The sequence below is a fragment of the Bacillus sp. FSL R9-9492 genome, assembly GCF_038007365.1.
Lineage (GTDB): Bacteria > Bacillota > Bacilli > Bacillales > Bacillaceae_G > Bacillus_A > Bacillus_A mycoides.
The window spans coordinates 913,643-927,122 of record NZ_JBBOXC010000001.1; the positions used below are offsets into that span (position 1 = coordinate 913,643).

Below are 13,480 nucleotides of genomic sequence, written 5' to 3' on the forward strand. Positions count from 1 at the left end.
ATATAAAAATATTATTTTAGGATAAACAAAGGTTTGTAAGCGTATTCCTTAGAGGTTGTCAAAAAACTGTCAAATTCATATCGTTGGAAAAATAATGCATTTGTACTATAATGATAAACGAGATATATTACACTATGTTAATTAATGTGGTGAAGTATATAAAATTAAAATCTTTATTACACACATTATGAAATAAAGGGATGATTAGTTTGAGTACAGGTGTAAAAGCAAACGACGTGAAAACAAAAACAAAAGGAGCAGATCTTGTTGTTGATTGTTTAATTAAACAAGGTGTTACACATGTTTTCGGTATTCCAGGAGCGAAGATTGACTCTGTATTTGATGTACTGCAAGAAAGAGGACCAGAGTTAATTGTTTGTCGTCATGAACAAAATGCAGCATTTATGGCAGCTGCTATTGGTAGATTAACAGGGAAACCGGGCGTATGTCTTGTAACTTCAGGACCAGGGACATCAAATTTAGCGACAGGTCTTGTTACTGCGAATGCGGAGAGTGATCCCGTTGTTGCTTTAGCTGGTGCAGTTCCGCGTACAGATCGATTAAAACGTACGCATCAATCTATGGATAATGCTGCATTATTCGAACCAATCACTAAATATAGCGTAGAAGTCGAGCATCCTGATAATGTACCAGAAGCACTTACTAATGCATTTCGAAGTGCTACTTCTACAAATCCAGGAGCAACACTTGTAAGTCTTCCGCAAGACGTTATGACTGCGGAAACGACAGTAGAATCTATCGGTGCGCTTTCTAAGCCACAGCTTGGAATCGCTCCCACAAGTCATATTGAATACGTAGTAGAAAAAATAAAATCAGCGAAATTACCAGTTATTTTACTCGGTATGAGAGCGAGCACAAATGAAGTGACGAAAGCGGTTCGTGAATTAATTGCGGATACAGAACTTCCTGTCGTTGAAACATATCAAGCAGCTGGCGCGATTTCACGTGAGTTAGAAGATCATTTCTTCGGCCGCGTTGGATTATTCCGTAACCAACCAGGTGATATTTTACTAGAAGAAGCGGATCTTGTTATTTCTATCGGCTATGACCCAATTGAGTATGATCCTAAATTTTGGAATAAACTTGGAGACAGAACGATTATTCATCTTGATGACCACCAAGCGGATATCGATCATGATTACCAACCAGAGCGTGAATTAATTGGCGATATCGCTTTAACTGTAAATAGCATTGCGGAGAAATTACCGAAGCTTGTATTAAATACGAAATCAGAAGCAGTTTTAGAACGATTACGCTCGAAATTATCAGAGCAAGCAGAAGTTCCAAATCGTGCTTCAGAAGGTGTTACGCATCCACTTCAAGTCATTCGTACACTTCGTTCTTTAATTAGTGACGATACAACCGTTACATGTGACATCGGTTCCCATTCTATTTGGATGGCAAGATGTTTCCGTTCTTATGAACCACGTAGACTATTATTTAGTAACGGTATGCAAACGTTAGGTGTTGCACTTCCTTGGGCAATTGCCGCTACTTTAGTTGAGCCGGGTAAAAAAGTTGTTTCAGTGTCAGGTGATGGTGGTTTCTTATTCTCTTCGATGGAGTTAGAAACAGCGGTACGTTTAAATGCTCCGGTTGTCCATCTTGTATGGAGAGACGGTACGTACGATATGGTTGCGTTCCAACAAATGATGAAATACGGCAGAACATCAGCTACAGAGTTTGGCGATGTCGATCTTGTGAAATATGCGGAAAGTTTCGGGGCGTTAGGTCTTCGTGTCAATACACCAGATGAATTAGAAGATGTATTGAAAACGGCATTAGAAGCAGACGGTCCTGTCATTATTGATATTCCAATCGATTACCGTGACAACATTAAATTAAGCGAAAAACTATTACCAAACCAATTAAACTGATGGGGGCATGAGTGAGATGACAGTTGCGCAATTAATTGATATTGATGCAAAAAGAACGAAAACGAATAATGAAGTATATCAAACATCTACAATGCTTGCGCTATTAGATGGTATATATGATGGTGTTATTAACTTTGAGGAATTGAAAGAACGTGGTGATTTCGGCATCGGCACATTTGATCAATTAGATGGTGAAATGATTGCATTTGATAATGAGTTTTATCATTTACGTTCAGACGGTTCAGCAGAAAAAGTAGACCTGGAAGAAACAACACCGTTTGCGACTGTAACGTTTTTTGAAAAAGAAATGAGTTATAAGGTAGAGCGTCCGATGAATCGTGAAGAAGTGGAAGCATTATTACATGAGTTAATGCCAAGTAAAAATTTATTTTATGGTATTCGAATGGACGGTACGTTCCGTGAAGTTAGAACGAGAACTGTTCCAAGACAAGAAAAACCGTATACGCCGCTCGTTGAAGTGACGAAATCACAACCGATTTTTTCGTTTAAAGATACAGAAGGTACGCTAGCTGGATTTTGGACACCAGATTACGCGCAAGGTATTGGTGTAGCTGGTTTCCACTTACATTACATTGATGATGAAAGAAGCGGTGGCGGACATGTTTTCGACTATTTTGTAGAAAACTGTACGATCCAAATTTGTCAAAAAGCTCATATGCATTTAGCACTTCCTGAAACAGCTGATTTTATGGCAGCTGAATTATCAAGAGAAAACTTAGAGAATGATATTGCGACCGCGGAAGGTGCGGAGTAAAAAGGAATCGAAATTATGTATTCTCTATATAAAGAACCGAAGTCTTGTTCAGGCTTCGGTTTTTTCATTGATTTGCAATCTTCGAGTGAAATTCCCCTATCCAATTTCACTGCACCGCACCGCCTCATTATGTTTCTTTTGTAAAATGAAAACTCAATTTTGAAGCAAAAGAAATATAAATTTCTCTCCAAACATATACATCAAAAGGATAGGGGGGATATGATGGAAAACTCCATTACTATTAGTTTATGCATGATTGTAAAAGATGAAGAACAAACTATATCAAAATGCTTAGAATCGGTTAAAAGTGTTGTGGATGAAATTATTATTGTAGATACAGGTTCAACAGATGGTACAAAAGAAATTGTGAAGAAGTACGACGCGAAAGTTTATGATTTTCAATGGATTGAAGATTTTTCAGCGGCACGAAATTTTGCGTTTTCTAAAGCTACAAAAGAATATATTCTTTGGCTAGACGCAGATGACATAATAGATACGGAAGATATAAAGAAATTGTTGCAGTTAAAACATACGTTAGATCGTAGCACGGATGCAGTATCTATGAAATATTATTTAACTTTTGATATAGAAGGAAATCCAACACATTCTTTAAGGAGATATCGATTAGTCAACAGAAGTAAAAATTTTCAATGGTATGGATTTGTTCATGAATATTTAGAGGTGTATGGAAATCTTATAAATAGTGACGTAGGGGTAAGTCATAAAAAAGAAAAAGCATATACTAATCGTAATTTGAAAATATATGAAAAACATCTTGAGAGTGGAAAAGAGTTTAGCCCCCGCGATGTGTACTATTATGCAAATGAATGTAAGGATCACAGATTATTTGATAAGGCTGTTAAGGGGTATTCTAGGTTTTTAGATGAAGAAAAGGGTTGGGTTGAAGATAACATTCAAGCTTGTTTAAAAAGAGCCGAATGTTATTTAGAATTGGGGGACTTAAAAAAATCTATACAGTCTTGTTTGCAATCATTTACGTATGACACGCCTAGAGGAGAACTTTGTTGCCACTTAGGACGTGTATTTTTGCAACAAGGGGAATATTCTAAAGCGATATATTGGTACCATGCAGCAATTGACGGGCCACGACCAAAGGATTCTCCGTTTGTCCGAGAAGAGTGTCATACATGGTTGCCGCATATTCAACTATGTATTTGTTATGATCGAATAAAAGAATATGAAAAGGCAATTTATCATAACGAACAAGCTGCACAGTTCATACCTAATAATCCGAGCATTGAATATAATAGAAAATATTTTGATAGTTTATCGGGAAAATAATATTTAATAATACTAGATAATCATTTTGGCTGCTGAGAGGAGTTTGATTCATGCTCACAAGTATAATTATATTGACTCATAATCAATTACAATATACAAAAGAATGCATCCAAAGTATTAGAACTTATACAGTGGAACAAGAGTATGAGTTAATAGTTGTGGACAACGCGTCAACAGATGGTACTGTAGAATGGTTACAAAAACAATCGGATATTATGCTAGTGGAAAATGCGGAGAATATGGGTTTTCCAAAGGGATGCAATCAGGGAATTAAAGAGGCAAAAGGTGACAATATTCTATTATTGAATAATGATGTGGTCGTAACTGAAAATTGGCTAAGCAACTTAATTCGGTGTTTATATGAAAGTAAGGATGCTGGAGCGGTAGGGCCCGTAACTAATAATGCCGCTTACTATACTGCTATACAAACTTTTTATAAAGATATTGAAGGAATGCAGAGGTTTGCAACTTTATATAATCAAAGTGATAAAGATAAATGGGAAGAACGTATGAAATTAATCGGATTCTGTATGCTTATAAAAAAATCAGTGCTAGATGAAGTTGGATTATTAGATGAACGATTTACACCGGGGAATTATGAAGATGATGATTTGTCACTAAGAATGTTTGAAAAAGGATATAAACTGTATTTATGTAAAGATACATTTATTCATCACTACGGAAGTGTCTCATGGAAAGAAGATAGTATGAAATTTTCTGTAGTTTTACATGCAAATAATATAAAATTGTATGAAAAATGGGGATTTTATGGTGAAAGTTTATACATTCATTATGATTTACTAGCAATTGTAGATCGATTTGCGCCTGATCAAGTGAATATTCTTCATATAGGAGCTGGATGTGGTGCAACTTTATTAGAAATGAAAAGGCGTTACCCGGCAGTTTCCATATTTGGAGCAGAAATTAATGAAAAAGCAGCAGCTCTTGCAAATAGGGTAGCTCCTACAACTTCTGCTGCGTATGACAAGTTACATGAGGTATTTATAGATGAAAAATTCCAGTACATCCTACTATCACATCCCATTGAGCCAGCGAAATTACCGCAGGTCATACAATCTATGTCACAACTTTTAACGCCAACAGGAACTTTCATTATGTCGAAATTCAATTTAGATAATTATTATGCATTAAAAAAATAATGCTTTTAAGATTTTCTCTTTGGAGATGAGCTGTATTTGGCAATGTTGGAGGAACAACGGTTTCTTTTATAGAAACAAAACCGAAATCCGAGCCCGGATTTCGGCTTTTCGACGTGTGATGAATTACGAAAAAAGAGCTATCCTATAAGTTGGTTTCACTGACTTATAGGATAGCTTCTTTATTTTGAAACAAACGGATGCTTTTCATAATAAAACCGCCAGGGATAGTGAACGGCTTCTTCTGCATAATCAATATTAATACGAGGGCCAGCTATTATGTTATGTGTGGATGATAAATGGTCTTCTTCAGGAACTAATTCAATATGTAACGTATCACTTTGAAGTGATACGCCGCGCTCTTCTAAAGTGATTCCGAGCGCGCGGCATAGTTTTCCGGGGCCATTTGTTAAGTTTTTATACTGAGCTTTCGTAATGTCGGTTTTGTTGTAGCGCGCTAGTTTCATGTCTTCGATTCCATCTACAGGTTCAAGAGCACGAATGAGAACTCCTTGCGGGGTGCCGATTGGTGCTGTAATTACGTTAAAGCAATGATACATGCCGTAAATTAAATATACGTAAGCATGTCCGGGTGCACCGAACATTACTTCTGTTCGATCAGTCCGTCTGCCTCCGTAACTATGAGCGGCCTTATCATCTGGACCTTTGTATGCTTCTACTTCTACAATAATTCCGCTCCGCTTTATGCCGTCTACAATATGAACGAGTTTATGTCCGAGTAACTTCTTTGCGACCTCTAACGTATCGCCTTCATAAAAAGAAGAAGGTGCCTGCATTGTACTATCTCCTTTGCCAGTTGTATATGTATATAGTAAACCAAATTTTCAGTAGTAATTCTAACTCGTTCTATTTACTACATTTATTTCATAAATTATGGATAGAGTACAACAGCGAAGAGGGGGAGTGCGACATGATTTATCGCTTACTAGCTCTTAATATAGATGGGACACTACTATACAACAACGGAAAAATCGCAAAAGGGATACGAGAAACAATTGACTTTGTGAAAAGAAAAGATGTATACGTTACATTATTTACGAATCGTAATTTTCAATCTGCTCATAAAATAGCGAAGGCGTTAAAATTAGATTCTATATTAGTTACGCATGGCGGTGCTTTCGTTTCAGCATCGTTAGATAAGCCGTTCGCTCAAAGGAGATTATCTGAAGAGAAAACCTTTAATATTGTGCAAGTGTTAGAGCATTTTGATTGTAATGTTCGCATTTCTCATGAACGATATTCAATTGGGAATCGTGAGAGAAATACACCAAACTTAATTGCGCGTACTGTATTATCAAGCGCAGATCCGTTATTTTATCCAGTTCAATTTGTAGATTCGCTAGGGGATGCACTGCGTGATCATCCAGTAGCTGCGCCAAAAATTGATATTGTTTTCCATACGAAAGGTGAAAAAGAAAGAGGGATGAATACGTTAAAAAAGGCATTTCAAGATGTAGAGTACGTCGAGTGTGATGAAAGACATATAGAAATTCTCCCTCAAAATGTATCAAAACTACGTGGTTTACAATTACTTGGGGAGCATTTAAATATTAACCTTAGTGAAATGGTTGCGATTGGAGATAGCGTAGAAGACTTAGAGGTAATTGAAAATGTTGGGCTTGGGGTAGCGATGGGGAACGCTCCTGTAGAATTAAAGCAAGCGGCGGACTGGATTACACGTTCTAATACTGAGAACGGCGTAGAGTACATGATTAAAGAGCATTTTCGTAAGCAATTCCCGCTTCCTTTTTTAAAGAATCATAAACATACACCGAAACGATGAAAGAAAAACGTAGCTTTTTGGCTACGTTTTTTTGTCGACTTTATTTGAAAAGTTTAAATCAATATTCCAATAAGAAATGAAAGCGTTTCAGGTGAGGAATTGTGTCTGTAATCCATACAATTCACTTGAATACTTTAGAAAACTGTTGTAGAGTGGATGATGTTGCCAAAATAGTTACACCACATGAAATATTCTTCGAGTTAATTTTATTGAGCTCCCGTACGTAAAACACTTCGGCATGTTAGTTTAGTTCACGTATTATCTCAAAAATGAATTGTAGTAGTTTCGCCAATTAGTTGTAGAGCTTCTTTGTTTTATTTAAATGGATTATTTGTAAATTAGTATGAATAGGTTTTAAGTACATCTGAAATGTACTTCTTGTTATAAGTTTTTGAAATTTGAAAAGGGGGAATGAATTTCTTGAGGAAATCATTAAGTCAAAAAGTAAAAAAGATATGCAGTAGTTTTATAATTATATTGTTAGTATGTATGAATTTTTTAATCCATTTACCGTATAAAGCGGAGGCAGCTACAACAGAATTAAAAGGTTTAGGCGATACATCTTATTATAACGCAATCATTTTTGGTGATCATAGTGCAACGAGTGCGGATATTGAGGGTGCGATGGCTGTTCAAAAGAACATGAACGCATCAAGTTATACAGTCGTAGCGGCTGCAACTGGAGCAAACAACTTAGCTGGAGCAACATGGAAAGATGAAGGATATCCATCATTATTACTAGGTGGTCAATTTACGAAAGCGGGAGCAGGACAAGTAATCATTCAAGATGGAACAGTGGCGATGACAAAAGATGGTGACCCAGAAGGTGCAATGAAGTCATCTTATGACCGTATCTCTTATAGAGAGCAAGCAGAGATTGATGCCAAGTTCAAAGAATTTAGAAAAGACGTTGATGGTGTAATTGGAGATGCGAGTCAATTACATACTGATAAACCAAAACCTAATATGAGTTTTGGCATCGGAGAGGATGTAAACAATCCTAATATTTATGTTTCTTCAGGCTTAACAGGAAAGAAAACATTTGATGTAAGAGATGTTTATCTTCCGAATGTAAATAACAAAGACTTTATTGTTATTTATTCAGACGCAGAAGAAGTGAATTTTGGTAGCGGTGCAATTTTGTACGATACGAAAAATACTGGGATGGCAACAGACTTAATTAATACATCACAAGCATATGATCCTAATTCACCTTTTACTGAGTTAGCTAGTAAAGTAATTTGGGCGTTTCCGAATGCTACAAAAATATCAACAAAAGGATATGGCGTAGTAGGAAGTGTGTTTGCTCCAAATGCTGTTGTAGAGACAAAGGGTGGTTCTATTAATGGACAAGCCTATGTTGGGGGATTACACCAAAGAGATGGGTTTGAGGTTCACAATTTTAAATTTAACTGGCCGAAATGGAAAAATCCATCAGTTGAAAAAGGAAATTTACAAATTAAAAAAGTTGATGCAAACGATGAAAACATTGTTTTAAAAGATGCAAAATTTGATGTTATAGACAAAGACAATAATGTTGTAGCTACTGTTACAACGAATGAAAAGGGTATTGCTGAAGTCAAGGATTTACCACTTGGTGACTATTTTGTAAAAGAAATAAGTGCACCAGAAGGATATATAAAAGTTGATACACCAGTAAAAGTAACAATTAATGGTACAAACGTAATTGAAATTGTTATGAAGAATACGAAAAAAGTAGAGAATGGTCAATTTAAATTGTTGAAAAAAGATAGTGAATCTGGTCAACTTCTACCAGGTGCAAAATTTGAGGTTATAGATAAAGATGGAAATGTTGTTGAAACAATTATTACAGATGGTAAAGGTGCAGCTTTATCAAAACAACTTCCAGTTGGAACATATACATTAAAAGAAGTTGAAGCACCAAAAGGTTATGAACTATCATCTAGCTCAGTTCGTGTTGATGTAGCTGCTAATAAAACAGTGACTGTAGATGTGTTGAATAAAAAAATCGCTGAAAAAGCTACAGGCCAATTTGAAATCGTAAAAGTAGATGCGAATGATAAAACGAAGCTATTATCGGACGCAGAGTTTGAAGTGTATAAAGATGGTGAAAAGGTAGATACGTTACGAACAGATAAAACAGGTAAAGTAATATCTACGAAATTAGAACCAGGAAAGTACACATTAAAAGAAACGAAAGCACCACAAGGATATAAGTTGTTAAAAGAAGAAATTGAAGTCGTTGTGGAAGCAAACAAAGTAGTACAAGTACAAGTAGAAAATGCGAAAGAACTAGGAAGCTTACAAGTAATCAAAAAGGATGCAGAGAGTGGAAAAGTTCTAGAAGGCGCGGAATTTAGACTGAAGAACGAAAGTGGTCAAGTAGTTGGAGAAGCGAAAACGACGAATAAAGATGGTGTTGTGACATTCGAAAACTTAGTGCCAGGTAAGTACACGTTAGAAGAAACGAAAGCGCCGGAAGGCTACAAAGCGGTAGAATTAAAAGTGGAAGTAAATGTTGTAGCAAATGAAGTAGTAAAACAGGAAGTAATGAACGAAAAAGTTCTGGGTCAATTTGAAATCGTAAAAGTAGATGCGAATGATAAAACGAAGCTATTATCAGATGCAGAATTTACTGTGTATAAAGATGGCAAAAAGGTAGCAGAGTTGAAAACTGATGAGAGTGGAAAAGCGATGTTACCGAAATTACCATTAGGTGAATACACAGTGAAAGAAACGAAAGCACCAGCAGGTTACAAGATTTCAAATAAAGAATGGAAAGTAACAATTCAAAATGAGAAAGAAGTAGTAAAAGTAGAGGCAGAAAATGAAAAACTCTTGGGCTCTCTACAAATTATTAAAACAGATGATAAAGATCAAGCGGAACGTTTAGCAGGCGCAGTATTTACATTGAAAGATGCTAAAGGAAATGTTGTAAAAGAAAAAATTACAACAGATAAGTCTGGAACGGTTAAAGTAGAAGGACTAGTACCGGGTGAGTATACGTTAGAAGAAACAAAAGCACCAGAAGGTTATGAGTTAACAAAACAAGTAATTCATGTAACAGTCGACGGTGAAAAAGTTGTTGATGTAAAAGTAACGAATAGTAAGAGCCTTGGTCAATTTGAAATCGTAAAAGTAGATGCAAGCGATAAAACGAAGCTTTTATCAGACGCAGAATTTGAAGTGTATAAAGATGGTAAGAAAGTAGAGATGTTACGAACAGATAAAACAGGTAAAGTAATCTCTAAGAAATTAGAACCAGGAAAATACACGTTAAAAGAAACGAAAGCACCAAAAGGATATAAATTACTAAAAGAAGAAATTGAAGTCGTTGTGGAAGCAAACAAAGTAGTACAAGTACAAGTAGAAAATGCGAAAGAACTAGGAAGCTTACAAGTAATCAAAAAGGATGCAGAGAGTGGAAAAGTTCTAGAAGGCGCAGAATTCAGACTGAAAAACGAAACTGGTCAAGTAGTTGGAGCAGCGAAAACAACGAATAAAGATGGTGTTGTGACATTCGAAAACTTAGTGCCAGGTAAGTACACGTTAGAAGAAACGAAAGCGCCGGAAGGCTACAAAGCGGTAGAATTAAAAGTGGAAGTAAATGTTGTAGCAAATGAAGTAGTAAAACAAGAAGTATTGAATGAAAAAGTGAAAGAAAAAATCACAGGTCAAGTAGAAATTACAAAGATAGATGCTAATGATACAGAGAAAAAATTAGAAAGTGCAGTGTTTGAAATTCTGAAAGATGGAATAAAAATAGACACATTAACATCAGATAAAAATGGTAAAGCAACTTCGAAGAAACTGGAACCAGGAGATTACGTTTTAAAAGAAGTCCAGGCTCCAGAAGGATATAATTTATCTGATAAGGGAATTGAATTTACGATTTCTAATGAGAAAGTAGAAGTTATAAAGCTTCAAATTACCAATGAAAAAGAAACAGGAAAAGGTCCAGAGAAACCAGGTGGAGAGACAGAAACACCAGGTGGAGAGACAGAAACACCAGGTGGAGAGACAGAAACACCAGGTGGAGAGACAGAAACACCAGGTGGAGAGACAGAAACACCAGGTGGAGAGACAGAAACACCAGGTGGAGAGACAGAAACACCAGGTGGAGAGACAGAAAAGCCAGGTGAAGGAACAGAAAAGCCAGGTGAAGGAACAGAAACACCAGGTGGAGAAACAGAAACACCAGGTGAAGGAACAGAAAAGCCAGGTGAAGGAATAGAAAAGCCAGGTGAAGGAACAGAAACACCAGGTGGAGGAATAGAAAAACCAGGTGGGGAAACAGGAACACCAGGTGAAGGAATAGAAAAGCCAGGTGAAGGAACAGAAAGCCCAGGCGAAGAAGTAGAAAAGCCTAACTTACCAGAAAAAGAACAAGGCGGTTCTAACAATCAAAAACTTCCAGCTACAGGGCATGATATGAATTATCTTCCATTCGTCGGTGTTGTTCTTCTATTATTAGGAATACGTTTAAAATTTATGACTAAAAATAGTTAATAGATGTATAAAAGGCAAAAGAGATAATATTATCTCTTTTGCCTTTTAGGTTAATACAGAAGGATTAAAGTAAAAACATCTATATTTAGTTATAAATGTTTTTAAGCTTCAATCACGTTAAGCATTCTGTTTATAAATGCAGCTGCGTGAGCACGTTGTGATGGTCCTTTTGGTACGAATTGATTAAATTCGTTACCTTTTACAATTCCATATCCATACACTCTTTGTACTTCTTCTTTAGCGTAAATTAAGTTTTGGTCTACGAATGGTAGTTCAACTGGTTTTGCGAAAATACCAGCGTGTTTTAGAGAACGATCAATCATAATAACAGCTTCTTCGCGTGTAATTGTAGTATTTGGATCAAAGGTATTATCACCACGTCCGCGGATTATGCCTGCGCTTGCTGCACGATTAATACCGTCTCTTAAAGATGGATGTACTTGTTCTAAGTCTGTGAAATTAGCATTTCCACTTGGTAATTGTAAAGCACGAGTAATTAATGTAGCAAATTCAGCACGCGTTACAAGACGTTCTGGGAAGTACTTGCCGTTCCCTTCTCCTTGCATAATGCCTCTAGCTGCTAATTGACGAATGTCTTGTTCATACCATCCACCTGTAATGTCATCAGTTACTGGATCTTTTCGGTTTTCCTTATAGTATGTTTCAGTTCCTTTTAAGAAAGCATCCCATTGTCCGCGTTGAATCATATACGCAGGGCAATTTTTTCCTGACCAAAATTGGTGTTTTTGGACCTTATCTAGAGAAATATTTAATTCGTTCATTAAATAAGCTGCTAATTTACGGGCATTCTCTACCGCTTTTTCATAGTTTCCATCTTGATTAACGGCAATTTCAATTCCGATAGATTCATAGTTTCCAGTTTTATTTCCAGCATGCCATCCAACTTCATTTACTGGAAGATGTTGGTAAATTTCTTTATCATCTACTGTGAAATGCCAAGATGCGGCGCGATCAGCTGTTCCGCGTGCTTGACTATCTAAGAATTTTGCGTGATTTAGAGCATTGGCACCTTTCGCTGGATTAGCCGTTTCGTGAATCGTAATATATTTAGGGACCATCGCGTAGCCAGGGCGAATATCTTCATTTCCTTTTGGGACAATCATTTCTTTAAATGTAACGCCATAAATATTGTTTGTTTGTAGAGTAGCTGGAGCTCTCAATAAACTACTTTTAGCAGAACGACCGTTTTTTAATAATGAAGCTTTTGTACCTTCAAATGTAGCAGAAGGTGCATAAATCCATTTTGATGTTTCATTTATTTGGACTTTAAACCAATTTCCTGCTTGTTCAGTAGGAATAATTACTTGAGGCTGTAGTTTACCCTCTTCTTTAAACGTTTGGAATGGTAATGAATGTATGGAAGCTTCTTCTTTCACAATTAATTTTTGATTAGATAGTTTATGAATCTCTTGAACTTCTAAGCTATTATCATTGTTATTTATCCACCCAGCGCCAGCTGGAGTTGTTATGTAGTATGCATTCCCTTTTTTCTTTGTCGCCGTTACGACTTGTTCTGTAATCTCGATATTCGATTTGTTTTTTAAATCATTCGCGGTATATAATGAATGTTTTTTTGATGTGTATAGTAGGAATTGGCCAGTAACCTCGATATCTTCTTCATGAGTACTATGCTCTTTCACATGCTCTTTGATACTTTTAAAAACTTGATCCTCCGTATATACTTCGGCGGATTTTTCAGCACTCTCTGCAAATGAATAAGTAGGTGCAAGAACAGTTTGTAATGCAAGAGAGAGAGTTAAAACACTATAAAATTTCTTTTTCATATTTTTTTTAACACATTAGATTATGGAATCTAGTGTTAACATTCCTCCTTTATATATTGTATTTTCACTATGTATAGATTTTCGTACTAATAAATTTTAACAAGAGAAAATCATGATGTCTATATACATGAGCGATATTCATAAAAAGAATTATTTGAAAAAATGTAAGAGAAACAGGTAAAACCTTCTGTATTGACCTTCAAACGCCCTTCAAGTAAACTAAAGAGAGTTTGCAAATGAAAAGGTGA

General features: G+C 36.1%; 8 protein-coding genes. 6 read left to right on the forward strand and 2 right to left on the reverse strand.

Annotated features, from left to right (window positions below; all coding sequences use genetic code 11):
* The first annotated feature begins 209 nt into the window (after positions 1-209).
* The 4 genes from alsS to MKY70_RS04605 all read left to right on the forward strand — a co-directional run bounded on the left by alsS (position 210) and on the right by MKY70_RS04605 (position 5,135).
* Positions 210-1,898, forward strand: coding sequence for an acetolactate synthase AlsS (gene alsS, locus MKY70_RS04590; RefSeq protein ID WP_088035256.1), 1,689 nt, complete (start codon positions 210-212; stop codon positions 1,896-1,898).
* A gap of 16 nt (positions 1,899-1,914) precedes the next feature.
* Entirely contained in the window at positions 1,915-2,673 is a 759-nt protein-coding gene (alsD, locus tag MKY70_RS04595; protein ID WP_341023426.1) for an alpha-acetolactate decarboxylase, read from the forward strand.
* Positions 2,674-2,895: 222 nt separating this feature from the next.
* A complete protein-coding gene (locus MKY70_RS04600; RefSeq protein ID WP_289403154.1) occupies positions 2,896-3,975 on the forward strand; it encodes a tetratricopeptide repeat-containing glycosyltransferase family 2 protein in 1,080 nt (359 codons plus the stop codon).
* 50 nt (positions 3,976-4,025) lie between these two features.
* Complete coding sequence (locus MKY70_RS04605; protein WP_341023431.1) at positions 4,026-5,135, forward strand: glycosyltransferase; 1,110 nt, start codon at positions 4,026-4,028, stop codon at positions 5,133-5,135.
* A gap of 179 nt (positions 5,136-5,314) precedes the next feature.
* Here MKY70_RS04605 and MKY70_RS04610 read toward each other — a convergent pair whose 3' ends face one another.
* A complete protein-coding gene (locus MKY70_RS04610) occupies positions 5,315-5,929 on the reverse strand; it encodes a DNA-3-methyladenine glycosylase (protein WP_044444668.1) in 615 nt (204 codons plus the stop codon).
* Between the two features lie 134 nt (positions 5,930-6,063).
* On the opposite strand from MKY70_RS04610, the gene MKY70_RS04615 reads away from it, so the two are divergent.
* Together MKY70_RS04615 and MKY70_RS04620 are read left to right on the forward strand one after the other, a co-directional pair.
* Complete coding sequence (locus MKY70_RS04615; protein ID WP_000640394.1) at positions 6,064-6,936, forward strand: Cof-type HAD-IIB family hydrolase; 873 nt, start codon at positions 6,064-6,066, stop codon at positions 6,934-6,936.
* A gap of 420 nt (positions 6,937-7,356) precedes the next feature.
* Positions 7,357-11,427 (forward strand): SpaA isopeptide-forming pilin-related protein, encoded by a 4,071-nt coding sequence (locus tag MKY70_RS04620; RefSeq protein ID WP_341074465.1) that lies wholly within the window; start codon positions 7,357-7,359, stop codon positions 11,425-11,427.
* 101 nt (positions 11,428-11,528) lie between these two features.
* Here MKY70_RS04620 and MKY70_RS04625 read toward each other — a convergent pair whose 3' ends face one another.
* A complete protein-coding gene (locus tag MKY70_RS04625; RefSeq protein WP_088035267.1) occupies positions 11,529-13,232 on the reverse strand; it encodes an S-layer homology domain-containing protein in 1,704 nt (567 codons plus the stop codon).
* Between the last annotated feature and the right edge of the window lie 248 nt (positions 13,233-13,480).